The organism is Streptomyces gilvosporeus (assembly GCF_002082195.1).
In the GTDB taxonomy this organism is placed as follows: domain Bacteria; phylum Actinomycetota; class Actinomycetes; order Streptomycetales; family Streptomycetaceae; genus Streptomyces; species Streptomyces gilvosporeus.
The window spans coordinates 5,239,909-5,262,612 of sequence record NZ_CP020569.1 but is presented as its reverse complement, the minus strand read 5'-3'; the positions used below and the strand labels follow the sequence as shown (position 1 = coordinate 5,262,612).

Annotated in this window: 21 protein-coding genes; 4 read left to right on the top strand and 17 right to left on the bottom strand. The window is 70.6% G+C overall.

Translation table 11 applies throughout. From position 1 onward, the window contains the following. Positions 1-59 precede the first annotated feature (59 nt). Genes B1H19_RS23510 through B1H19_RS23500 form a run of 3 tightly spaced genes read right to left on the bottom strand, consistent with a single transcriptional unit; the run spans position 60 to position 2,566 of the window. Positions 60-1,025 carry an ABC transporter substrate-binding protein gene (locus B1H19_RS23510; RefSeq protein ID WP_237289487.1) on the bottom strand — a complete coding sequence of 322 codons (966 nt, stop codon included), beginning with the start codon at positions 1,023-1,025 and terminating at the stop codon, positions 60-62. Between the two features lie 12 nt (positions 1,026-1,037). Continuing rightward, a complete protein-coding gene (locus B1H19_RS23505) occupies positions 1,038-1,832 on the bottom strand; it encodes an ABC transporter permease (RefSeq protein ID WP_083106765.1) in 795 nt (264 codons plus the stop codon). Beyond that, positions 1,832-2,566 carry an ABC transporter permease gene (locus B1H19_RS23500; protein ID WP_083106764.1) on the bottom strand — a complete coding sequence of 245 codons (735 nt, stop codon included), beginning with the start codon at positions 2,564-2,566 and terminating at the stop codon, positions 1,832-1,834. Before B1H19_RS23500 ends, B1H19_RS23505 begins: the two co-directional genes overlap by 1 nt. Before the next feature lie 196 nt (positions 2,567-2,762). Here B1H19_RS23500 and B1H19_RS23495 point away from each other — a divergent pair, with 196 nt between their 5' ends. After that, positions 2,763-3,926, top strand: coding sequence for an ABC transporter ATP-binding protein (locus B1H19_RS23495; protein ID WP_083106763.1), 1,164 nt, complete (start codon positions 2,763-2,765; stop codon positions 3,924-3,926). Between the two features lie 33 nt (positions 3,927-3,959). Here B1H19_RS23495 and B1H19_RS23490 read toward each other — a convergent pair whose 3' ends face one another. The 6 genes from B1H19_RS23490 to B1H19_RS23465 form a co-directional block, all read right to left on the bottom strand. Next, a complete protein-coding gene (locus B1H19_RS23490) occupies positions 3,960-4,451 on the bottom strand; it encodes a DUF3180 domain-containing protein (protein WP_083109823.1) in 492 nt (163 codons plus the stop codon). A 130-nt stretch (positions 4,452-4,581) separates the two neighbouring features. Further along, positions 4,582-5,178, bottom strand: a complete 597-nt coding sequence (gene folK / locus B1H19_RS23485; RefSeq protein ID WP_083106762.1) for a 2-amino-4-hydroxy-6-hydroxymethyldihydropteridine diphosphokinase — start codon at positions 5,176-5,178, stop codon at positions 4,582-4,584. Continuing rightward, complete coding sequence (gene folB, locus B1H19_RS23480) at positions 5,175-5,534, bottom strand: dihydroneopterin aldolase (RefSeq protein WP_083106761.1); 360 nt, start codon at positions 5,532-5,534, stop codon at positions 5,175-5,177. Before folB ends, folK begins: the two co-directional genes overlap by 4 nt. A gap of 321 nt (positions 5,535-5,855) precedes the next feature. Further along, positions 5,856-6,341 (bottom strand): nuclear transport factor 2 family protein, encoded by a 486-nt coding sequence (locus B1H19_RS23475; RefSeq protein ID WP_083109822.1) that lies wholly within the window; start codon positions 6,339-6,341, stop codon positions 5,856-5,858. Between the two features lie 5 nt (positions 6,342-6,346). Continuing rightward, a complete protein-coding gene (folP, locus tag B1H19_RS23470; RefSeq protein ID WP_203237209.1) occupies positions 6,347-7,246 on the bottom strand; it encodes a dihydropteroate synthase in 900 nt (299 codons plus the stop codon). Positions 7,247-7,311: 65 nt separating this feature from the next. Next, positions 7,312-9,159 carry a phosphatidylglycerol lysyltransferase domain-containing protein gene (locus tag B1H19_RS23465; protein WP_083106759.1) on the bottom strand — a complete coding sequence of 616 codons (1,848 nt, stop codon included), beginning with the start codon at positions 9,157-9,159 and terminating at the stop codon, positions 7,312-7,314. Positions 9,160-9,300: 141 nt separating this feature from the next. Here B1H19_RS23465 and B1H19_RS23460 point away from each other — a divergent pair, with 141 nt between their 5' ends. Then, complete coding sequence (locus tag B1H19_RS23460) at positions 9,301-10,509, top strand: alpha/beta hydrolase (RefSeq protein WP_083106758.1); 1,209 nt, start codon at positions 9,301-9,303, stop codon at positions 10,507-10,509. A 187-nt stretch (positions 10,510-10,696) separates the two neighbouring features. Here the strand turns inward: B1H19_RS23460 and folE are convergent, their stop codons facing one another. The 6 genes from folE to dacB form a co-directional block, all read right to left on the bottom strand. Then, complete coding sequence (gene folE, locus B1H19_RS23455) at positions 10,697-11,302, bottom strand: GTP cyclohydrolase I FolE (protein WP_083106757.1); 606 nt, start codon at positions 11,300-11,302, stop codon at positions 10,697-10,699. A gap of 128 nt (positions 11,303-11,430) precedes the next feature. Then, a complete protein-coding gene (gene ftsH, locus B1H19_RS23450) occupies positions 11,431-13,446 on the bottom strand; it encodes an ATP-dependent zinc metalloprotease FtsH (RefSeq protein WP_083106756.1) in 2,016 nt (671 codons plus the stop codon). A gap of 259 nt (positions 13,447-13,705) precedes the next feature. Beyond that, positions 13,706-14,245: a hypoxanthine phosphoribosyltransferase gene (hpt, locus tag B1H19_RS23445; protein WP_030066146.1), complete on the bottom strand. Its 540-nt coding sequence runs from the start codon at positions 14,243-14,245 to the stop codon at positions 13,706-13,708. Positions 14,246-14,380: 135 nt separating this feature from the next. Beyond that, positions 14,381-15,388 (bottom strand): tRNA lysidine(34) synthetase TilS, encoded by a 1,008-nt coding sequence (gene tilS / locus B1H19_RS23440; protein ID WP_083106755.1) that lies wholly within the window; start codon positions 15,386-15,388, stop codon positions 14,381-14,383. 216 nt (positions 15,389-15,604) lie between these two features. Next, the gene (locus B1H19_RS23435) at positions 15,605-16,750 is read right to left on the bottom strand and encodes a zinc-dependent metalloprotease (RefSeq protein WP_083106754.1); all 1,146 of its coding nucleotides are present in this window, start codon (positions 16,748-16,750) and stop codon (positions 15,605-15,607) included. Positions 16,751-17,133: 383 nt separating this feature from the next. Continuing rightward, on the bottom strand, positions 17,134-18,708 hold the full coding sequence (dacB, locus tag B1H19_RS23430; protein WP_418361462.1) for a D-alanyl-D-alanine carboxypeptidase/D-alanyl-D-alanine endopeptidase: 1,575 nt from the start codon (positions 18,706-18,708) through the stop codon (positions 17,134-17,136). 86 nt (positions 18,709-18,794) lie between these two features. Here dacB and B1H19_RS23425 point away from each other — a divergent pair, with 86 nt between their 5' ends. Next, positions 18,795-19,286, top strand: a complete 492-nt coding sequence (locus B1H19_RS23425) for an inorganic diphosphatase (protein WP_030065640.1) — start codon at positions 18,795-18,797, stop codon at positions 19,284-19,286. Between the two features lie 196 nt (positions 19,287-19,482). On the opposite strand, the gene B1H19_RS23420 is transcribed toward B1H19_RS23425, so the two are convergent. Beyond that, a complete protein-coding gene (locus B1H19_RS23420) occupies positions 19,483-21,228 on the bottom strand; it encodes a threonine/serine exporter family protein (protein WP_083106753.1) in 1,746 nt (581 codons plus the stop codon). Between the two features lie 119 nt (positions 21,229-21,347). Beyond that, positions 21,348-22,067, bottom strand: coding sequence for a DedA family protein (locus B1H19_RS23415; protein WP_083106752.1), 720 nt, complete (start codon positions 22,065-22,067; stop codon positions 21,348-21,350). A 238-nt stretch (positions 22,068-22,305) separates the two neighbouring features. Here B1H19_RS23415 and B1H19_RS23410 point away from each other — a divergent pair, with 238 nt between their 5' ends. Beyond that, complete coding sequence (locus B1H19_RS23410) at positions 22,306-22,674, top strand: YbjQ family protein (protein WP_083106751.1); 369 nt, start codon at positions 22,306-22,308, stop codon at positions 22,672-22,674. Positions 22,675-22,704 lie beyond the last annotated feature (30 nt).

Below are 22,704 nucleotides of genomic sequence, written 5' to 3'. Positions count from 1 at the left end.
GAAACTTACCGTGCGTGCGGGACCTATGGGGCCCCGCCCGCCAATCCGTTTCTCGCTGGTTACTTCTTGAGCAGTCCCTTGGACTCCAAATATGCCTGCGCGACATCCTCCGGCTTGAGCCGCTGGGCATCAACTTTGCTGTTCAAGTTGATCAGATCCCGGGTGGTGAGCGTACTCGTGAGCTTGCCGAGAGCCGCCGCGATCTCCTTGTCGCCGGCGCTCTTGGCATTCACCACCGGCAGCACATTGTCGGCGTTCTGGAGCTTCTTGTCGTCCTGGAGGAGCACCAGTCCGAAGTTGTCGAGCGTGGCATCCGTGGTGGTGGTGAGCACCATCTGGTCGGTGCCGTCCTTGACCGCCTGCTTGGCCTGCGGGGTCCCCACACCCTTGGGGTCCAGGCCGGCGATGTGGATGCCGTACCGGGACTCCAGGCCCGGCTTGCAGAACACCCTGGTCTCGCACTCCTCCCCGGAGGCGAGGGTGATCTTCTGTCCCGAACGGCCGAGGTCCGAGAGCGTCTTCAGCTTGTGCTTCGCGGCGAATTCCTTGGTGACCGCGAAGGCGTTCTGATCGGTGGCCGGACCGGACGGCAGCACCTTGAGCCCGTAGGGGCCGGCGAGCTTCTTGAGTGCCGCCACGGTCTTGTCGATGTCGCTGGAGGCGACGGGCTTCGCCTTGACGCCGTTCTTCTTGGCGTTGAGGAATTCGGCAAGGGTGGAGGCATATTCCGGAACGACATCGATCTGGCCCTTCTCCAGGGCCGGTTCATACAGCTCGCGATTGGACAGCGTCTGAACCCGCGCGGAGTATCCGGCGGCATTGAGGATCTTGGAATACATCTCGGCGAGCACCTTGGACTCGGTGAAACCCGCGGAGCCGACGACGATCTCCCCCTTCCCGCCGCCGTTGTTCTTACCGCCCTTGTCCTCCAGGCTCTGCCCCTGGCATGCGGCCAGCCCGGCCATCAGTGCGACCGCGGTCCCTGCGACAACCGCGGTACGTACCCCGCGCGACTTGCTGCTCATGGAATTCACCATTCAGTCCGTTCGGATGGGTTCGGAAGACGTCGGATCGGAGCGGATGACGCCGGGAGAGGCGGGAGCGAAGGGCTTGTGGGCAGGCGAAAGCGCCGCGTTCCCCGCGCGCCGGGCCGTACGGCCCGCACGCCGTCGCCCCCGCATCGGATCGAAGGCCCGGTCCGCCAGCACCAGCAGCCCCTCCACCAGCAGCGCCAGTACGGCCACCAGCAGCGCGCCGGCGACCACCTGGGCGGTGTTGTAGTTGCCGAAGCCCGCGGTGATGATCCGGCCCAGGCCCCCGCCGCCCGCCAGCGCGGCCAGCGTCGCCGTCGCCACGACCTGGACGGCGGCCGAGCGGATGCCCGTCATGAGCAGCGGATAGGCGAGCGGTATCTCGACCCTCAGCAGCAGCTGCGGCCCGGACATCCCCATGCCCCGGGCGGCCTCGACCGCATCGCGGTCGGCCTCGTGCATTCCCAGATAGGCGTTGGTCAGCAGCGGCGGCACCGCGAAGAGCACCAGCGCGATGACGGTCGGCCAGTCCCCCGCCGTGCCCAGCGGGCTGAGCGTCAGCAGCACCAGGACCGCATAGGTCGGCACCGCCCGCCCGATGTTGGAGACATTGACCGCCAGCGCCCCGCCCTTGCCCAGATGCCCCAGCCACAGGGCGACCGGCAGGGCTATCAGGCACGAGAGGACCAGGCACAGCCCGCTGAGCCACAGATGCTCGCCCAGGCGGTGCCACACCCCCTTCTCCCCGGCCCAGTTGGCCCCCGTCGTCAGCCACTGCCACGCCCCCGCGACCGGCCCCATCACTCAGCCCCCGCCCGCACCGTACGCACCGCGCGCCGCGCCGCCCCGACCCTCGTCCGCTTCTTTCCCGTCCGCGTCCAGGGCGTCAGCAGCCGCTGAAGCCCCATCAGCAGGACGTCGGCCACCAGCGCCAGCAGCACACACAGCACCGACGCCGTCAGCACCTCCGCCTTGAAGTACCCCTCCATACCGCTGGCTATGAGGTTGCCCAGACCGCCGTAGCCGACCACCGAGCCGATGGTCGTCATCGCGACCGTGGAGACCGTGGCGATGCGCAGTCCGGCCACCACGGCGGGCAGCGCGAGCGGGAGTTCCACCTCGAACAGCAGCCGGGCGGGGCCGTAGCCCATCCCCCGGGCGGCCTCGCGCACCTCGGCGGGCACCGCCTGCAGACCGGCGAGGACATTGCGGACCAGGATCGTCAGTGCGTACAGCACCAATCCCGTGATCACCACCGCGGGCGAGACCCCGAAGACCGGTGTCAGCAGCGCGAACATGGCCAGCGACGGCACGGTGTAGAGCACCGTCGTCAGCCCCAGGATCGGCCCGGCCGCGCCCCGCCGGTGCCGGGCGATCAGCGCCAGCGGAAAGGCGATCAGCAGCCCCAGGAGCACGGAGACGGCCGTGATGCCGATGTGCTGGAGCGTCGCGTCCACCAATTCCTGGCTGCGGGTGCGCAGATACTCCCCGCAGATCCAGTCGTTGGCCGTCAGGCAGTTGTCGGTGGCCGCCATGGCCGTCGGTGCCCCCACCCGTCGTCACCTCCCCCGCCCCGGTCGCTGCTTGATTACGGTGACTGTCTGCGACCCTAACCCCCACCACTGACAATCGGTCCGGCGCATGTCCTTTCCGGGCCCGTATCGCCATTGATCCGCAACACCGTGTTCACGACCGCCGGTCCACAATGGGACCGTCCACCCAGGGGAAAGCATGATCCGCTTCGAGCACGTCACCAAGCGCTACCCGGACGGCACCACCGCCGTCGACGACCTCTCCTTCGAGGTCGCCGAGGGTGAACTCATCACGCTCGTCGGGCCGTCGGGCTGCGGCAAGACGACGACGATGAAGATGGTGAACCGGCTCATCGAGCCCACCGACGGCCGCATCCTGCTCGACGGCGAGGACATCGCCACCGTCGACCCCGTCGCCCTGCGCCGCCGCATCGGCTACGTCATCCAGCAGGTGGGCCTCTTCCCCCACAAGACCGTCCTGGACAACACCGCCACCGTCCCGCATCTGCTGGGCAAGCCGCGCAAACAGGCCCGCGCCCGCGCCGCCGAACTCCTCGACCTGGTCGGCCTGGACCCGTCCACGTACGGCGACCGCTACCCCGACCAGCTCTCCGGCGGCCAGCGCCAGCGCGTCGGCGTCGCCCGCGCCCTGGCCGCCGACCCGCCCGTGCTCCTGATGGACGAGCCCTTCGGCGCCGTCGACCCGGTCGTGCGCGAGCACCTCCAGAACGAGTTCCTGCGGCTGCAGTCCACGCTCCACAAGACCGTCCTGTTCGTCACCCACGACATCGAGGAGGCCGTCCGGCTCGGCGACCGGATCGCGGTCTACGGGGCGGGGCGCATCGAGCAACTCGACACCCCGGCGACGGTCCTGGGCGCCCCCGCCACCGAGTACACCGCCGAGTTCGTCGGTGCGGACCGCGGGCTCAAGCGGCTGTCCGTCACCCCCGTGGAGACCGGCGATCTCGAACACCCGCCGGTGGTGCGCCTCGACGACCCCGTCGGCCGCGCCGCCGACCGGCTGTCCGCCGACGATGCCCCCTGGGCCGTCGTCCTGGACGCCGACGGGTCCGTCCACGGCTGGGTCGCGGCCGACGCGCTCGCCGAGGGCTCCGGCGGCCCCACCGTCCGCGACCGCGCCCGGCCGATGGCCGCCCACCTGCCGCTCGGCGCGCCGCTGCGGCAGGCCCTCAGTGCGATGCTCCAGCACGACGCCGGCTGGATCGCCGTCCGGGACGGCGACGGCTTCCTGGGCGTTCTGACGCCGGCCCGGCTGCACGCGGCGCTGCGCCGCTCCACGACGGCGGACGCCGCGAACGTCCCGCGCGGGAAGGTCAGCCTCGATACCGTCCCCGACGCCTGACCGCGCCGGGCCGCGTCAGGCCCGTCAGGCCCGTCAGGCCCGCGACGCTCCCGGCTGGTCGTGATCGTCGTCGCCCTCGGGGAGCTTGCACACCCGCTCCAGGAAGAGCGCGGCGACGACCACGGCCGCCCCCGCCAGGACCGAGAGCCCCGCGTAGATCGCCTGCTCCCGGCGCGGCGCGACATCCAGGCCCGAGGTCAGCAGAAAGACGCCGACCCCGCCGTAGAGCCCGGCGACCAGCGCCGCCACCAGCGCGCTGGCCTGCCCGAAGACCACCGCACGGGCGGCCACCAGGGGGTCGACGCCTTTGGCGTCCGGCTGCCGCTCACGCTGGGCGCGCAGCCGCGAGCGCAGGGAGAAGGCCGTGGCGGCCAGGACGGCGGCGATCAGCGCCAGCACGACCGGCGCCGCCTTCGGCACGCTCGGCAGCGTGCCGAAGGAGTCCCACAGGCGGGCGCCGCCCCAGGCCAGCACCCCGGCCGCCAAGAACAGCCCGACCAGCACCTTGATGCGTAGCTGCTTCACCGAGCCTCGCCCCTCCGCCGTCATGGCCGTCGTGTCCGTTGCGCAGGGATCCATGCCATACGGAGGCGCCATCCACGCCTCGCCCCGCAGCGGGCCGCTGCCGTATGCGCCCGCCCCGTCACCCTAACGACTACTCGGGCAGCCGCAGTTCCAGGTCGGCCCGCGGCCGCACGCCCTGGTGGCCGAGCGAGGCGAGCAGTTCGGCGACCGCGCCGTACCCGGGGACCTGCGCCTGCGGGTCCACGTCATGCCACGGCACCAGCACGAACGCGCGCTCGTGGGCGCGCGGATGCGGCAGCGTCAGCCGCGGGTCCTCGGAGACGACGTCCTGGTAGGCCAGGATGTCGACGTCGATCGTGCGCGGACCCCAGCGCTCGTCGCGCACCCGTTCGAAGGCTTCCTCGATGGCGTGTCCGCGCTCCAGGAGGGATTCCGGCGGCAACGTCGTCTTGATCAGCACCACGGCGTTGAAGTACGCCGGCTGGGAGCCGGGGTCGACGCCCCACGGCTCGGTCTCGTACACCGGGGAGACCGCCTTGACCCGCAGGCCGGGGGTGTCCTCCAGTGCGTCGATGGCGCCCTGGAGGGTCTCCAGGCGGTTGCCGAGATTGCTGCCGAGGGAGATCACGGCGCGTTTGGGGTTGGACAGCGTCACATCGGCGGCGTCCACCTGCTCCACGACGGAGGCGGGCACCGGCTGTACGGTCGGGTCGCTGCTGGTGTTCATACGGCACTCCGGGTGATGGTGATGGTCACGTCGTCGAAGGGGACGGTGATCGGGGCATCCGGCTTGTGCACCACCACCTCCACCTCCTTGACCCCCTCATGCTTGAGGCACTGGTCGGCGATCCGCTCCGCGAGGGTCTCGATGAGGTCGACCGGCTCGCCTTCCACGGCGGCCACCACCTCTTCGGCCACGACGCCGTAGTGCACGGTCTTCGCGAGGTCGTCGGACGCCGCGGCGGCACGGGTGTCCAGGCCGAGCACCAGGTCGACGATGAAGGTCTGGCCTTCCTCGCGCTCCCGGGGAAACACCCCGTGGTGTCCTCGGGCCTTGAGCCCACGCAGCGCGACACGATCCACGCGAATCACTCCCACTGGTCCACTGGCACCGCCGGCGCCACCGATCATCGAAAACGGGCAGGCTCCGGAGTCATCCGGCACACCGCTCCACACTCGAATCTACCTGCGAGCACCGACAGCGCTCGCCCAAGGGGGCTATGGACAAGTCCCCGTCCTGCTGCTAGGCGGGCCGCGAGAGGTCATCCGCGCGACGTCTTACCCCTTTGCCCACGCCCCACCCCTACCCGGCCCGCACTTGGCTCGAACGGGTGCCCTTGGGCCGCCCCGCTGACGTACCCGACGGGCCCCGGATTCCGGCCCTGCCCGGCGTGGGAGCCGCGCTCAGATCCCGGCGGTCGGACCGTTGCCGTCCCCATCCCCGTCGCCGTCTTCCTCGTCCTCGTCCTCCTCGCGGTCGGCCAGCACCGGCGACCCGTGGTGCGACCACAGCCGCCAGCCGTCCTCGGTGCGCTTGAAGACGTTCGTGGCCACGACCAGCTGGCCGATCAGCGGCCCCACCGTCTCCCCGGCCTCGGCCGGGCCCCCGCTGAGGATGTTCTCGGTGCAGGTCACCAGCGCGGTGTCGCCGATGACGTCGATCTCCACATCCGTCAGAAAGAACTGGATGTACTCGGTATTCGCCATGATCAGGGCGTACGAGCGCAGCACCTCGCCGCGTCCGCGCAGGACCGGCCACCCCGGGTGCACCACGCTCACCTGACCGTCGAGCCACAGCTCGGACAGCGCCTCGTGATCGCCGCGCTCGATGGTCTCGTACAGGGTGGTGTTCGCCTGCTCGACCAGCTCGATGTCCGTTTGTGGGCCCAAGCCGCTCACACCGCTCCCGTCGTCTGTTCCGTCGTCCTGCTCGTCCCCGCCGCCGCGGCCTCGACCGCGCGGGCCACCCGCACCGCGTCCGCGCTCGCCCGCACCTCGTGCACCCGCACCGCCCAGGCCCCTTCCCGCGCCACGATCGCCGACACCGCGGCCGTGGCGGCATCCCGCTCCCTGGCGGGCGGCGGGGCGGCTCCCTCGCCGCCCGCCAGCACCCTGCCCAGGAACCGTTTCCTCGATGCGGCCACCAGAAGGGGACGCCCCAGCGCCCGCAACCGGGACAGCCCGGCGACCAGCGCCAGATCGTGCCCGGCGTTCTTGGCGAAGCCCAGGCCCGGGTCGATGACGATCCGCTGCGGGTCGACGCCGCCGGAAACCGCCCGTTCCATGGACCGTCCCAGCTCGTCGACGACCTCGCGCACCACGTCCCCGTAGACCGCGCGGTTGTTCATGTCGATCGACTGGCCGCGCCAGTGCATCACCACGAACGGGACCTGCGCCGCGGCCACCAGCGGGATCATCGCCGGGTCGGCGCCGCCCGCGCTGACGTCGTTGACCAGCTGCGCCCCGGCCGCCACGGCCTGCTCGGCGACGGACGCCCGCATGGTGTCGACGGAGACCACCGCGCCGGCCGCGGCCAGCTCCCGTACGACGGGGACCACCCGGCGCAGTTCCTCGGCCTCGTCCACCCGCGCCGCCCCCGGCCGGGTCGACTCGCCGCCCACGTCCACCAGGTCGGCGCCCTGCGCCACCAGATCGAGCCCGTGTTTGACGGCGAGCTCGGGGTCGAACCACTCGCCGCCGTCGGAGAACGAATCGGGCGTCACATTGACGACGCCCATCACCGCGCAGCGGTCCCAGTCCGGCAGTCCGGCCACCCGGCCACGCAAGGTACTCATGAGACCAGCGTAGGCCGTGTGCCGACCGGCCGGATGGGGGGTGTTCGCAGGGCGACGAGGGGCCCTCAGGCGGCGCTCTCGACCGCCTCCGAGGACTGGGACCGCGACGCCGTATGGGCACAGGGACGCGGCTCGGCGCCCTTCGTACGGCGCAGTGCGCGCGGCAGGCCGAGCTCCAGATAGCCCTCGGCCTGGAGCGCCGCCAGACCGATCCGGGGAATGTCGCGGCTGTTGCGGAAGACCACGAAGCGCGGCTCCCAACGCGGCCGGAACTTGTCGTTGAACTTGTAGAGCGATTCGATCTGGTACCAGCGCGACAGGAAGATCAGCATGCCCCGCCAGACCCGGATGACGGGCCCGGCGCCAAGCTTTTCGCCGCGCTCCAGGGAGGAGCGGAAGACCGCGAAGTTCAGCGACACCTGCTCGATCTTCAGGTCCGGCGCCGCCTGGAGCGCGGCGACGATCAGCAGCTCGTTCATCCCCGGGTCCGCGCTGCGGTCCCGGCGCATCAGCTCCAGGGAGATCCCGCTGTCGCCCCACGGCACGTAGTGCTGCATCGCCTTGAGGTCACCGTACGGGCCGGGCTGCTCGTCCTCGGGGACCGGCAGATGCGCGGTGGCGATCACCGCGTCGCCGTCGGTCTGCGCGTCTATCCGGCCCAGCGCCATGGAGAAGCCGCGCTCGGTGTCGGTGTCGCGCCAGGAGTCGGCGGCGGCCTGGATACGGGCCAGCTCCTCGGGCTCCAGATCGCGCACCCGCCGCACCCGGGTCTCGTACCCGTTGCGCTCGATGCGCTTGACCATCTGCCGTACGTTGCGCATCGCACGGCCGCTCAGGGTGAAGTCGGCGACGTCCACGATCGCCTCGTCGCCCAGCTCCAGCGCGTCCATACCGGTCTCGCGCGTCCACACCTGGCCGCCGGTCTCGCTACAGCCGGTGACCGCGGGCGTCCAGGAGTGCGCCCGCGCCTCCTCCATGAAGCGTTCTATGGCGCCCGGCCAGGCCTCCACATCGCCGATCGGATCGCCGCTGGCCAGCATCACGCCCGAGATCACCCGGTAGCAGACGGCGGCCTTGCCGGTCGGGGAGAAGACCGCGCCCTTGTCGCGGCGCAGCGCGAAGTAGCCCAGCGAGTCGCGGGCGCCGTGCCGCTCCAGCAGCTCACGCAGCCGGGCCTCGTCCTCGTCGGTGAGGCGGGCGACGGGGTGCTCGGGGCGGAAGGCGAGATACGCGGTGGTGGCCAGGGTCAGCAGGCCCAGGGCGCCCAGCGAGTATCCGACGGTGTAGTCGACGCCCTGGGTGTAGGCGACGGGTCCCTCGAAGCCGAACAGGCCCCACAGGACGTGCTGGGTGCGGTCCCAGAAGGACGGCGAGCCGATGGTCTTGTGGGGGTGGGAGCTGACGATCACCATGCCGATGCCGAAGCTGGCGCCGCCGAGGACGACGAAGTTGGCGACGGCCTTCCAGCGGCTGCGCGGGTCGGGCAGGGCCGCGAACTCCTTGCGGTGCCACACCAGGAACACCAGCAACGCCATCGAGAGCACCGCTCCGAAAACGGAGTGGCGGTACACGAGCTGAGCGGCGAGCCCCACCGGGAGCAGCGCCACGGACGCCACCCAGGCCCGCCGCTTACGCCGTTTGAGCCCGTGGGCCAGCAGGAGCAGCAGGATGCCCACGACAATGGACGCGGCGGCCGCCAGCTGGCTCACCGCACCCGGCAGCACCTCGGCCAGGGCATGCATCTTGCTGTGCCGGAAGCGGGGGAAGACCCCGGCCGTCAGATTCAGCAGCCCGACGACCGCGCCGGCTGTTCCGACGAACCCGGGAACCTTCTCGGGCCTCGGGCCGCGGAGCCAGCGTGGCGAGCGCCACGCAACCTTCTCCGACTTTTCGCCATCTAGCCTGTCAGACATCACTTTCCCGTCGCCCCGGTCGAGAGAACGTGCGAACCTTGTCGCAGCATCTGGACTTTTTGCGCCCTGTATGACGGCGTTTCAGGGCTCGGGGTTCCACCAGCGGTCCGGCTGGACCGGCCGCCCGGCAGAAAGCACCGAATGGGCCTCACCAGCAAGAAAGTGCTCCTGCTCGCCGTCCTCGTCGCGGTAGCGCTTTTCGTCGTCACCATCTGGCTCTGGCCGCGCCTGTCCAAGGGGAACTGGCGCTCCGTACTCGGCCGTATCGGTCTCCTCCTGGCCACCCAGATATCTCTCTTCGCCGCCATTGGCCTCATAGCCAACAATTCCTTCGGTTTCTACGCCTCGTGGGCCGACCTCTTCGGCCAGGAGCAGGCGCCGGGCGTCGTCACGAATTACCAGACCGGCCCCAACGGCACCAAGCTCCAGATGCTCGGCGCGGAGCGGATCAGCATCCCGGGCGGCTCCCACCCCAAGAAGGGCGGCCGGATCGAAAAGGTCCTGGTCCGCGGCGAGCAGTCCGAGATCAGCAGCCCAGCATATGTGTATCTGCCGCCTCAGTATTTCCAGGCGAAATACGCGAAGAAGAAGTTTCCGGCAGCCGTCGTCCTCACCGGCTACCCCGGCACCGCCGAGGCCCTCTACAAAAAGCTCGATTACCCCCAGACCGAGCACAATCTGATCAAGCACCACAAAATGCAGCCGACCATTCTGGTGATGATGCGGCCAACGGTCGCCCCGCCCCGCGACACCGAGTGCGTCGACATCCCCGGCGGCCCCCAGACCGAGACCTTCTTCACCCGCGACCTGCGCACGAACATCGCCTCGCATTACCGCGTCGGCACCTCGGCCAAGAACTGGGGGATCATCGGCGACTCCACCGGCGGCTACTGCGCCCTGAAGATGACCATGCGCCACCCGAACGCGTTCTCCACCGCCGTCGCGCTCTCCGGCGAGTACAAGGCCCCCATCGACGCCACCACCGGGGACCTCTTCGCCGGCAACCCCCGGCTGGCCCTGGAGAACAACCTCCTGTGGCGCCAGAACCACCGCCCCGCCCCGCCGGTGAACCTGCTGGTCACCAGCAGCAAGGTGGGCGAGCACAACTACAAGCAGACGCTGCGCTTCATCCAGCAGACCAAATCGCCCTCCCGCGTCGCGTCGATCATCCTCGACAGCGGTGGCCACAACTTCAACACCTGGCGCCGCGAGATCCCGGCCGCGCTGGAATGGATGGGCGGCCACCTGCGGGCCGACAGCCCCAGCACCCCGAAGAAGACGCACCACCCCAAGCGGGGCCCCCGCGCCAAGCCGCACCACGCCGCACCAGAATTCCGCCACGCCGTCTGACACGCCCCCGGCCCCACCGACCGTCCTTCCCCACCCCCAACGGGGAGACGCCGGGCCGTAGGGCGGAGCCGTGCAGGCCCGGCGCCGCTGCCGAACAGCCCCGCGCAGCGGACCGGCCCACGCAACGGCGACACGCCCCCACGGCGGAACAGCCGACACCGTGGGGAGAGACCGGCAAAGCGCCGCGTCAGCGGGCCATTATCAGGCTCATCGCCTCGGCACGGGTGGACGCGTCCCGCAGCTGGCCGCGCACCGCCGAGGTGGTCGTCTTGGCCCCGGGCTTGCGGATACCGCGCACGGACATGCACATATGCTCCGCCTCGACCACCACGATCGCGCCGCGTGCTTCGAGGATCCGCATCAGCGAGTCGGCGATCTGCGTCGTGAGGCGCTCCTGGACCTGCGGGCGACGGGCATAGACCTCGACCAGCCGGGCCAGCTTGGACAGCCCAGTGATCTTGCCGTTCTCGGCCGGGATGTAGCCGACATGCGCCACGCCGTGGAACGGCAGCAGATGGTGCTCGCACAGGCTGACGATTTCGATGTCCTTGACCAGCACCATCTCGTCGTGGCCGAGATCGAACGTGGTGGTCAGCACCTCCTCCGGCGTCTGCCGAAGCCCCGCCAGAATCTCCTTGTACGCCCGCGCCACCCGCGCCGGCGTCTCCAGCAGCCCCTCCCGGTCCGGGTCCTCCCCGACCGCGATGAGCAGCTCGCGCACGGCGTTCTCGGCGCGCTTCTCGTCGAATACGCCGATCGTGCCGTCGCCGTCCAGCGTCACGGGGTCCGTCATGTGGTGCCTCGTTCTCTCTGCGCCCCTGCGGCGCCCTCAAAACGCGGAATGCCGCGCCCCCAGGCTAAAACCTGCGGGGCGCGGCATTCATTCCGGGTCTGGTACGGGCCCGCCGCTGCGGACCTGCGTCAGCTCTCGGGGGTGGTCTCCTCGGGAGCGGCTTCGTCCTTCTCCATGGAGACCGAGGCGGTGGTCGGCACCGAGCCGTTGGCCGGGGTCAGCTCCCTGGGGGAGAGGACCGGCGGCCGGCTGGAGGGCGTACGCCGCGAGGAGCCGGTCCACGCCGGGCGGGCCGGACGCCTGACCACGTGCTTGAAGATCTCGGCGATCTCCTCCTTGCCGAGGGTCTCCTTCTCCAGCAGCTCCAGGACCAGGTTGTCGAGGATGTCGCGGTTCTCGACGAGGATCTCCCACGCTTCGTTGTGGGCGGTCTCGATGAGCTTCTTGACTTCCTCGTCGACCAGGGCCGCGACCTCTTCGGAGTAGTCGCGCTGGTGACCCATCTCACGGCCCAGGAACGGCTCGGAGTTGTCCGTGCCGAACTTGATCGCGCCGAGCCGCTCGGTCATGCCGTACTGCGTGACCATGGCGCGGGCCGTTGCGGTGGCCTTCTCGATGTCGTTCGCGGCACCGGTGGTCGGGTCGTGGAAGACCAGCTCCTCCGCCGCGCGCCCGCCCAGCATGTACGCCAGCTGGTCGAGCATCTCGTTGCGGGTGGTGGAGTACTTGTCCTCGTCGGGCAGGACCATGGTGTAGCCCAGGGCCCGGCCGCGGGACAGAATCGTGATCTTGTGGACCGGGTCGGAGTTCGGGGACGCCGCCGCCACCAGGGCGTGTCCGCCCTCGTGGTACGCGGTGATCTTCTTCTCCTTGTCGGACATGATCCGGGTCCGCTTCTGCGGTCCGGCCACGACGCGGTCGATCGCCTCGTCCAGGAAGTGGTTGTTGATCAGCTTCTGGTCGCTGCGGGCCGTCAGCAGCGCGGCCTCGTTCAGGACGTTCGACAGATCGGCACCGGTGAAGCCGGGGGTGCGCTTGGCGACGGCCGACAGGTCGACGTCCGGGGCGACCGGCTTGCCCTTCTGGTGGACCTTGAGGATCTCCAGCCGGCCCTGCATGTCCGGGCGGTCGACGGCGATCTGCCGGTCGAAACGGCCGGGACGCAGCAGCGCCGGGTCGAGGATGTCGGGGCGGTTCGTGGCGGCGATGAGGATGACGCCGCCCTTGACGTCGAAGCCGTCCATCTCGACCAGCAGCTGGTTGAGGGTCTGCTCGCGCTCGTCGTGACCGCCGCCCAGGCCCGCACCGCGGTGCCGGCCGACGGCGTCGATCTCGTCGACGAAGACGATCGCCGGGGCGTTCGCCTTGGCCTGCTCGAAGAGGTCACGGACCCGGGAGGCACCGACACCGACGAACATCTCGACGAAGTCGGAGCCGGAGATCGAGTAGAAGGGCACACCGGCCTCGCCCGCGACGGCGCGGGCGAGCAGCGTCTTACCCGTTCCGGGCGGGCCGTACAGCAGCACACCCTTGGGAATCTTGGCGCCGACGGCCTGGAACTTCGCCGGCTCCTGGAGGAATTCCTTGATCTCCTGGAGCTCTTCGACGGCCTCGTCGGAGCCCGCGACGTCCGAGAAGGTCGTCTTGGGCGTGTCCTTGGTGATCAGCTTGGCCTTCGACTTGCCGAAGTTCATCACCCGGGAGCCGCCGCCCTGCGCCTGATTCATCAGGAACAGGAAGATCACCACGATGGCCACGAAGGGGACCAGCGAGATCAGCATCGAGACGAACGGGTTCTGCTTCGACGGCGAGACGGTGTAGCCGTCCTTGATGTCGCCCGTCTGGTATTTGGCCTGAAGATTCTTGGCCAGATCGACGCCCTGGTCGCCGATGTAGCTGGCCTGGATCTTGTTGGAGCCGTCGACCTTGTAGGACCCCGACAGCTCGACCTTGATCTTGTTCTCGTCACCGGTCGTCAGCTCGGCGGACTTCACCTTGTTGTCAGCGATCGCCTTGACGACCTGACCGGTGTCCACCGTCTTGTAGCCGCCGGACGAGCCGACGACCTGCATCAACACGACCACGGCGAGGACGGCCAGCACGATCCACATGACCGGCCCACGGAAGTATCGCTTCACGTCCATCCATACGGAGCCGTTTGAGGCCCCGTCCCTCCTGCCACAGTGAGGCACAACGCCCTGGGGAGGGCTGGTCGTGCGTACGGTGTATTACTGGCCCGAAAACGAACTGCCTTCGGACGGTACCCCAGCATTGTCACCCGGCGCCTGTGCCGACCGTGAAGCCGACAGTGAACATGCGGCCGGGAACACACTGCCGGGGAATGCGCTCTCCCTGCTCCAACGGCGGGAGGCCCCGAAGGGTTCCCGCCGGGCCGCAGCAGCGTCAGCCGCCGTAGACGTGTGGCGCGAGGGTACCCACGAACGGCAGATTGCGGTACTTCTCCGCGAAATCCAGCCCGTAACCGACGACGAATTCGTTGGGAATGTCGAAGCCGATCCACTTCACATCGATGGCGACCTTCGCCGCGTCGGGCTTGCGCAGCAGCGTGCAGACCTCCAGGGAGGCCGGCTCGCGCGAGCCCAGGTTCGACAGCAGCCACGACAGGGTCAGGCCCGAGTCGATGATGTCCTCGACGATCAGGACGTGCTTGCCCTTGATGTCGGTGTCCAGGTCCTTGAGGATGCGGACGACACCGGAGGACTGGGTGCCCGCGCCGTAGGAGGACACGGCCATCCAGTCCATCGTGACGGGGGTGGACAGGGCACGCGCCAGGTCCGCCATCACCATCACGGCGCCCTTGAGGACGCCGACGATGAGCAGGTCCTTGCCCGCGTACTCCGCGTCGATCTTCGCGGCCAGCTCGGCCAGCTTCGCGTCGATCTCTTCTTTGCTGATGAGTACCGACTGAAGGTCGGCGCCCATGTCCTTTACGTCCACCCGTGCCACTCTCGCTCGGTTCGGTGTTCCTGACCGGTCAATTCATGATCCGCCGTACGGCGCACTCATGAGTCGTACGTCTCATGAAGCGACTGCCGGAGCCGGGCAGCGCGCTGCGGCTCAGCCCTGCCGGATGACCAGTCTGCCACCCTGCCGACGGACTCCGACGCGCCCGGGGAGGTTGATGGCTCCCTGACCGCGCCAGGCGGTGATCAGCCGGTCCACTTCTTCGATGTGGCGGGCGAAGAGCGAACCGGCCGGTGAACCGGCGGCGATGACGGCCCGGCGCAGCACCCGGCGGCGCACCGCGGGCGGCAGGGCGTAGAGCGCGGCGATGTCCATCGTGCCCGCGTCGTCGAACACGGCGGCCTCGGCGGCGGCGGCCCAGGCGTCGAGCGCGTCGGCGTCGTCACGGGAGAGCTGGGCGGTGCGGGCGAGCGCCTCGACGACGCCCTTGCCCAGCGCCTTTTCCAGGGCGGGCAGTCCTTCGTGGCGCAGCCGGGAGCGGGTGTAGGCGGGGTCGTTGTTGTGGGGGTCGTCCCAGACGGGCAGGGACTGCATCAGGCAGGCTTTGCGGGCGGTCTGGCGGTCGACGTCGAGGAAGGGGCGACGGTAGCGCCCGTCGGTGCCGCTGGTGGCGGCCATGCCGGACAGCGAGCGGGTGCCGGAGCCGCGGGCCAGGCCCAGCAGCACGGTCTCGGCCTGGTCGTCGCGGGTGTGGCCGAGCAGGACCGCGGCGGCGCCGTGGCGTTCGGCGGCGGCGTCGAGGGCGGCGTAGCGGGCGTCACGGGCAGCGGCTTCGGGGCCTCCGTCCCGGCCGACCTCGACGGTGAGGGTCTCTACGGGATCGAGCCGCAGGGCCCGCAGGCGCAGGGCGACCTCGGCGGCGCGGAGGTCGGAGCCGCCTTGGAGACCGTGGTCGACGGTCACGCCTCCGGCTCGTACGCCGAGTTTGGGGGCTTCGAAGGCGAGGGCGGAGGCAAGCGCCATGGAGTCGGCGCCGCCGGAGCAGGCGACGAGCACGAGCGGCGGGTCGTGCCGCCCCTGCGCGTGGTGGTGGGTGAGCACGTCGTGGAGTACGCGGCGGACCGCCAGGCGTATCGCGGCGACCGCTGGATGGGGACCCATGTCCGTTTCCAATCGTTCAGCTGGAGCCTCGGGCGCGGACGGCGACGTCGCGGGTGTGGTTGGTCACGTCGTCGCCATCACACAGAGTGCCTAGATGGTGACAGAGGCGGGAGGTTCCCCGAGCATTGCACGCCTATCCATGGGCCACGGTCCCTCAGACGGGTGATTGAAGGGGCGCTCTTCTGCCGCACGGCGCGCCCGGTCGACGGAGCGGGCTCACGGCGCCCCGTCCGCCTTGCGGTGCACCCGCGCGATCCAGTCCGCCGGTTTGGCGATCTCCTGCTTGGTGGGGAGGGTGTTGGGTGAGGTCCACACGCGGTTGAAACCGTCCATGCCGACCTCTTCGGCGACGGCGCGCACGAACCGCTCGCCGTCGCGGTACTGGCGCAGCTTGGCGTCCAGCCCGAGCAGTTTACGCAGCGCCTGGTCGAGCCGGCCCGCGCCGCTGGCCCGGCGCTTCTGGAACTTCTCGCGGATCTCGGCGACGGAGGGCACCACGTCGGGGCCGACGCCGTCCATGACGTAGTCGGCGTGGCCCTCCAGCAGGGACATCACGGCGGTCAGGCGGGAGAGGATCTCGCGCTGGACGGGCGTCTGGACGAGGTCGACCAGGGAGTGCCCGCCGTCGTCTCCCTCCTCGCCCTCGGGCTTGGCGCCGGCCAGCGACTGGGCGGCCTCGCGCAGGCGCTCCAGGAGGGTGCCCGGGTCGATGTCGGTCTCGCCGAGGAACGACTGGATCTCGCCCTCGATGTGGTCGCGCAGCCAGGGCACGGCGGTGAACTGGGTGCGGTGGGTCTCCTCGTGGAGGCAGACCCACAGCCGGAAGTCGTGCGGGTCGACCTCCAGCTCGCGCTCCACGTGGACGATGTTGGGCGCCACCAGGAGGAGGCGGCCGCCCTGGGAGGCGGCCGGCAGGTCCCGGGAGGCGGGCGCGAAGGTCTCGTACTGGCCCAGGACGCGGGAGGCCAGGAACGACAGCAGCATGCCCAGCTCGACGCCGGTCACCTTGCCGCCGACGGCACCGAGGACGGCGCCGCCGGGGACGGTGGCGCGCCGGTCCTCCATCTTGGCCAGCAGCGGCTTGAGGACGGCGCGGAAACCGGCGACGTTGGCCTTGATCCAGCCGGGGCGGTCCACGACCAGGACCGGCGTGTCGAGCGGTGTCTCGCCCAGGGCATCGGGCTGTGCCATGCGGGTGAAGGCGCGCACATGGGCCTCGGAGGACTTGGCATGCCTGCGCAATTCGGCCACGATCGCCCGCGCCTCATCGCGACTCACCTCTGGGCCGGGGCGTACGAGGCGGGTCGCGGTCGACACCGCGAGATTCCAGTCCACCATCTCGGTTCCACCGATGCGCGTCATGGCTTCACCGTACTTGGGGTTTCTCCGTACGTACTCGGCTTTCCCGCCCGTCCGCTGCGCTTTGCCTGGGCCCCACGTTGTCGGCCGTCCCGCCGTAGGGTCTTTCGCCGTAGCGCCTGCGGCGGGCTGTTGCCGCTGCGCGGGGCTGTTCGGCAGCGGCACCGGCCCTACACGGCTCCGCCGCTACGGTCCGGCACCTCCCCGTTGGGGTGGGAAAAGACGGTGGGGGTGGACCACCGGCCTTTCCCTCCCCCACCGTCGGGAGGGGCCGCACCGGAGGACGAAGTCCGCAGGGGCGGCACCGCGGCCGACGAACAACCCCAGCCCGCCGCAGGCGAAACGGCGAACAACCCCTAAGGCGGGAAAGCCGAAAACGTGGGGCCCTAACGACACCCGCAATTGGCCACGCTAGTGGCCAGGCTGTCCAGGGCCTTCTGCGCCCCCGCGGGGTCGGTCGTGCCGCTGGTCATGAACGCGAAGACCAGGAGGCGGCCGTCGGCGTCGACGACGGTTCCGGCGAGGGTGTTCACGCCGGTCAGGGTGCCGGTCTTGGCGCGTACGGCGCCGGCGCCGGCGGTGTGGGCGTAGCGGCCGCTGAGGGTGCCGGTGAAGGCGGCCACGGGGAGTCCCGTGACGACGGGGCGGAGCGTGGGGTTGGCGGGCGAGGAGGCGTCCAGCAGCAGGTGGGAGAGGAGGCCGGCGGAGACCTTGTCGTCGCGGTTGAGGCCGCTGCCGTCCTTGAACGCGGTGCCGGCCAGGGGCAGATGGCGGGCGGCGAGCGCGGCGCGGACGGCGTCGCCGCCGCCCGCGAAGCTGACGGGACGGCCGGCGGCGAGCGCGGTCTGGCGGGCCAGCGCCTCGGCGATGTCGTTGTCGCTGTTGGTCAGCATCCGCTCCACGAGGGCGCCGAGGGGCAGCGAGCGGGCAACGGCGAGGCGGTCGGCGTTCTTGGGCGCCCGGGCGGACTTGGGGGCGCCGCTGACGGTGATGCCGCGCTGGTGCAGCAGGCCGGCGAAGGTGCGGGCCGCGGCGGCCGCCGGGTCGCCCGCGCGGGGTGCGGTGCCGTGGTCGGAGCGGTCCAGGCGGCCCTCGTCGGCCATCAGGGCCGTGACGGGGGCGAGGTTCTCGTTGCGGCCGATGGGGTGCAGGGCCGGGCCGGTGTAGGCCGAGGTGTCGTAGCCGAGCGCGATGGTGGTGGTCTTGCGGCGCTTGAGGGCGCGGGCGGTGTCGTCGGCCAGGGTGCGCAGGCTCGCGGGCTGGTCGCCGAAGCCCGTGCGGACCGGGCGGGCGGTGAGGGTGGGGTCGCCGCCGCCCACCAGGACGATGCGCTTGGCGCCGGCGGCGACGACCGTGGTGTCGATGCGGTGGTCGGGGCCGAGGAGGGAGAGCGCGGCCACGGCGGTGGCGAGCTTCACGGTCGAGGCGGGGGTCGCCGGCGTGCCCTGCTTGACGCCGAAGACCTCGCGGCCGGTGGCGACGTCCACGACGGAGGCGCTGCGCAGGGGGCCGAGTTCGGGGGCCTTCAGGAGCGGTGCCAGCGCATCGGCCAGCCCGGCCGCGGTGGGTACGGGGGCGGCGCCGCGTCCGGAGACGGGGCTGCCCAGCGCGGCCAGGACCGGCGGCGCATGGGGCACCGCCCGGCCCTCCGCGTCGTGGTGCCCGCCGTTGCTGTTGTCGGCCGCGGCCGCCAGCGTCCGCTCGGCCGTGCGCTGGCCGGCGTCCCAGGGCCCGGACACCGCGATGGCGCCGGCGGCGACCGCGAGGCCGCTCACCGCGGAGCCGGCCGCCAGCTGCCACGTCCGCTTGCGCTCGCGCGGCATCTTGCGCCACCACTGGCGCGCGAAGAACCACTCGTCGGCGACGAACTCCGCGGTTCCCTTTCCCGCGCCGGCCACCGCCCTCGCCGCGGACCGGCCCCAGCCGCCCACTTTGACCTGCCATGACCTGGTCTCCGGCACCTAGGACCAGCCCCTTTCGCGATCACACACCTGCGTGGGGGACACTTAATCACCAGACCTGTGTGTTGATCATTGAGGAGCCACCCGTGGAGTTCGACGTCACCATCGAGATCCCGAAGGGTTCGCGGAACAAGTACGAGGTGGACCACGAGACCGGTCGGATCCGCCTGGACCGTCGACTTTTCACCTCGACCAGCTACCCGGCCGACTACGGCTTCGTCGAGGACACCCTGGGCGAGGACGGCGATCCGCTGGACGCCCTGGTCATCCTGGACGAGCCGACCTTCCCCGGCTGCCTGATCAAGTGCCGCGCCATCGGTATGTTCCGGATGACGGACGAGGCCGGCGGCGACGACAAGCTGCTGTGCGTCCCGGCGTCCGACCCGCGTGTGGAGCACCTGCGCGACATCCACCACGTGTCGGAGTTCGACCGCCTGGAGATCCAGCACTTCTTCGAGGTCTACAAGGACCTGGAGCCGGGCAAGTCCGTCGAGGGCGCGAACTGGGTCGGCCGTACCGACGCCGAGGCGGAGATCGAGCGTTCCTACAAGCGCTACGAGGCGCAGGGCGGCCACTGAGCCGGTAGCCGACAGGCCGGGCGTGCGGCGGCTTTCCGGGCCGTCGTGCGCCCGCCTGCGCGCTCCGATTTCCGTACAACGGTTTCGTGCGGCATGACGTACGAAATTGACGTCGGAAAATCATGCGAACGGGCGGCACCGTGTCGAGGTGCCGCCCGTCGTTCGTGTTCCGGAGCCGTCCGCCCTCGGACAGGCCCTAGAAGCCGCGGGTCCGCTTCGCCGCCCGGCGGCCGCCGCCCGGCTCCTCGATCGGGGCCCGCAGGAAGAGCCGCGCCACCTCGCTTCCGAGGTTCACGCCGACGGCGATGGCCAGCGCCAGCGAGGCGGCCTTGATGAGCTTCGAGAAGCCGTCGATCAGATGGCCCTGGGCGAAGTTCAGCAGCCCGAAATAGGTCGCGCTACCGGGCAGCAGCGGGCCGATGGCCGCGGTGACGTACGGCAGCGCGGAGGCGTAGCGGTAACGGGACAGCAGCTGGCCGAAGAGGCCGACGAGCCCGGCGGCGATGGCCGTGGCGGGTACCTCGTTGAAGCCGGCGGTGACCGCGAGGGCGCCGTAGACGACCCAGGCGACCCCGCCGTTTATCGTCGCGAACGCCACGGTGTGACGTTCCTGCTGGAGCAGCACGCAGAACGCCAGCGCCAGCAGCATCGACGCCATGATCTGCACCGGCGGCTGGTTGTAGAGCGAGAACGACTGCTCCGGGTTGAGGTGCCTCAGGGCGGGGTTGAGCTGAAGTCCGACGTAGAGCACCGACAGCACGCCGACGACGATGCCGACGACCAGATAGCCGACTTCCAGCAGACGGGCGGAGGCGGTGATGTAGTAGCCGGTCAGGCCGTCCTGGACGCCGGCGACCAGCGCCCGCCCCGGGATCAGCGCGAACAGCCCACCGGTGATCACGGCGGACGCCGAGACGGTGGAGTGCGCCAGCCCGAAGGCCAGGCCCACCGCGGCGGGCGGCATCGCCGCGACGACGAACTGGTAGAACTCCGGCAGCCCGCGCCCGGACGCCAGCCACGCCAGCCGGTCGCCCAGCATCGAGCCCACCGCGGCCGCGACGAACACCAGCGCCCCGCCGCCGACGAGCATCGAGGCGGCGCCCGACAGCAGCCCGGAGGCCAGGGTCAGCGCCCAACTCGGGTACGGGTGGCGGTTACGGCGAATCTCGGCCAGGCCGCGGTAGGCCTCCTCCAGGGTGATGCCCTCGGAGGTGATGTCGTCGACGAGCCGGAAGACCGCCGACAGCCGGTTGTAGTCGACGCCCCGGCGCCGCACCGTCCGGCTGGCCGTGAGCGGATCGTCCACCAGCGAGGGCTGGTACGAGATCGACAGCAGGGTGAAGGTGACGGTCGGCTCGACCCGCTCCAGCCCGTAGGCGTGCGCCACGCCGAACATCGCGGCCTCGACGTCCTCCGCGCCCTCGCCGCCGGCCAGCAGGATCTCGCCGATACGCAGGGTCAGGTCGAGCACCCGGGGAATGGCCGGGCCGGTCTCCTCGCCGCCCCGCTCGATGCGCTCGGGCACCGGCCGCTCGTGGACCGGCATCCGCAGCATGGTGCGCATCCGGTCCTGCCAGGGGGCCTCCTTGGTGAGGCGGATGACGGGTATGCCGTGCGGCGGGGTGAAGGCGCTCATCGCGGTCGCGCCGACCGGCAGCGGGGTCTGCCCGGTCGTGCTGCCCGGCGGCGCGAACGCCGACCCCTCCTGCTCGGTCGGCGGTTCCGGCTTCAGCCCCTGCGGCAGCGCGAATTCGGAGGTCGGGTGCTCCTCCTCCGGGACCGGCGGATACGGCACTCCCAGCGGTGGTGTGAAGGCGCTGTGCGCCTCGTCCGACTGCGGTTTACGGTCCTCGCCCGCGCCCTGGTCCGCAGGGCCACCGCCACCGTTGCCGCCGCCCGGGCCGCCGCTGCCGCGCTGGCCGCGCTGTGGGTCCACCGCCACTGGTCCTCGCTCCTCGTCCACGCCTCCTGCCGACCGTCAGGGACACAATGCCTGATGCGGTGGGCGGGCGGCACACGGGAGGGTGGGTGTCAGCCGCGGCGGGCGGGCCGTTGAGGCGTCTACCGCTTGGCGTGCCGCCCTCGGCGGCCGTCGGCGGCGGCCTGCGGCCGGTCGGCGAGGGGGCGCTGCGGGGCGGGCACGCCGGCCGCGGCCTCCTTCTTGGCCTTGCTGCGGGCCCGCAGGAACTCGATCGCGATCGGGATCACGGAGACCAGCACGATCGCGATCAGGATGGCCTCGATGTTCTTGTGGACGAACGGGATGTTGCCCAGCAGGGAGCCCAGCACCGTCACGCCCACGCCCCACAGCGCGCCGCCGACGAGGTTGAAGGTGAGGAAGGAGCGGTAGTTCATCCGGCTCACGCCCGCGATGATCGGCGTGAAGGTCCGCACGATCGGCACGAAGCGGGCGAGGATCAGCGACTTGGGCCCGTACTTCTCGAAGAATTCATGCGCTTTCTCGACGTTTTCCTGCTTGAACAGGCGCGAGTCGGGGCGCTTGAACAGCGAGGGCCCCACCTTGCGGCCGAAGAGATAGCCCACCTGGTCGCCGAGGACCGCGGCCAGCAGGACGAGCCCGCACACCGCCCACAGCGGCGCATGGATCGCATTCGTCGTCACCAGCAGCCCCGTGGTGAACAGCAGGGCGTCACCCGGCAGGAAGAAGCCGATCAGCAGGCCGGACTCCGCGAAGACGATGACCAGGACGCCGATCAGGCCGAACGTGGAGATCAGATAGTCCGGGTCCAGCCATTGAGGGCCGAGCGCGAGAGTATTCACGGGGTGAAGGCTCCAGGGTCGAGGGCGCCGGATCATGCGGTGCGACACGGGGTGCGACGGGGATGCAGGCGCTGTGTGCGGCCCAAAGCTATCAACGCCGGGTGGCCGGCCACGGTTCCCGTCACCCTGCGGGACGCCCCCGTACGGCCCCGTACGACCCTCCGGCTGGCCGCGCCCTGCGCCCCGGGTGATCCTGGCCACAGGCCCGAGCGCAGGCGCGACCGCAGGGAGGCCCCCCATGGGCATCGAGGAATACGGCGGCGGGCAGCCGTCCCAGGCCGACGTCCTGGTGGTCACCACCAACGACGTCCCGGGCTTCCACGTGGATCGCGTCATCGGCGAGGTCTTCGGCCTCACCGTGCGCTCCCGCCACCTCGGCAGCCAGATCGGCGCCGGCCTGAAGTCCATGATCGGCGGCGAGCTGCGGGGCCTGACCAAAACCCTCGTCGAGACCCGCAACCAGGCCATGGAACGGCTCGTGGAGCAGGCCCGTTCCCGCGGCGCGAACGGGGTGCTGATGTTCCGCTTCGACGTCACGGAGGCCGCGGACGTGGGCACGGAGGTCTGCGCCTACGGGACGGCCGTCGTCCTGGCCCCCATGAGCTGACCCCCGCGCCCACCCGCTATCTGTTACGCG

What these genes read in the sequence shown, in the direction of transcription:
- folP (WP_203237209.1), bottom strand. Translation starts at nt 7,246, where the DNA reads ATGAGTACCTTGCGTGGCCGGGTGGCCGGACTGCCGGACTGGGACCGC.
- B1H19_RS23510 (WP_237289487.1), bottom strand. Translation starts at nt 1,025, where the DNA reads ATGAGCAGCAAGTCGCGCGGGGTACGTACCGCGGTTGTCGCAGGGACC.
- B1H19_RS23410 (WP_083106751.1), top strand. Translation starts at nt 22,306, where the DNA reads ATGGGCATCGAGGAATACGGCGGCGGGCAGCCGTCCCAGGCCGACGTC.
- B1H19_RS23505 (WP_083106765.1), bottom strand. Translation starts at nt 1,832, where the DNA reads ATGGGGCCGGTCGCGGGGGCGTGGCAGTGGCTGACGACGGGGGCCAAC.
- ftsH (WP_083106756.1), bottom strand. Translation starts at nt 13,446, where the DNA reads ATGGACGTGAAGCGATACTTCCGTGGGCCGGTCATGTGGATCGTGCTG.
- folE (WP_083106757.1), bottom strand. Translation starts at nt 11,302, where the DNA reads ATGACGGACCCCGTGACGCTGGACGGCGACGGCACGATCGGCGTATTC.
- hpt (WP_030066146.1), bottom strand. Translation starts at nt 14,245, where the DNA reads ATGGGCGCCGACCTTCAGTCGGTACTCATCAGCAAAGAAGAGATCGAC.
- B1H19_RS23465 (WP_083106759.1), bottom strand. Translation starts at nt 9,159, where the DNA reads ATGTCTGACAGGCTAGATGGCGAAAAGTCGGAGAAGGTTGCGTGGCGC.
- B1H19_RS23495 (WP_083106763.1), top strand. Translation starts at nt 2,763, where the DNA reads ATGATCCGCTTCGAGCACGTCACCAAGCGCTACCCGGACGGCACCACC.
- B1H19_RS23460 (WP_083106758.1), top strand. Translation starts at nt 9,301, where the DNA reads ATGGGCCTCACCAGCAAGAAAGTGCTCCTGCTCGCCGTCCTCGTCGCG.
- tilS (WP_083106755.1), bottom strand. Translation starts at nt 15,388, where the DNA reads ATGGGTCCCCATCCAGCGGTCGCCGCGATACGCCTGGCGGTCCGCCGC.
- folK (WP_083106762.1), bottom strand. Translation starts at nt 5,178, where the DNA reads ATGAACACCAGCAGCGACCCGACCGTACAGCCGGTGCCCGCCTCCGTC.
- B1H19_RS23435 (WP_083106754.1), bottom strand. Translation starts at nt 16,750, where the DNA reads ATGACGCGCATCGGTGGAACCGAGATGGTGGACTGGAATCTCGCGGTG.
- B1H19_RS23500 (WP_083106764.1), bottom strand. Translation starts at nt 2,566, where the DNA reads ATGGCGGCCACCGACAACTGCCTGACGGCCAACGACTGGATCTGCGGG.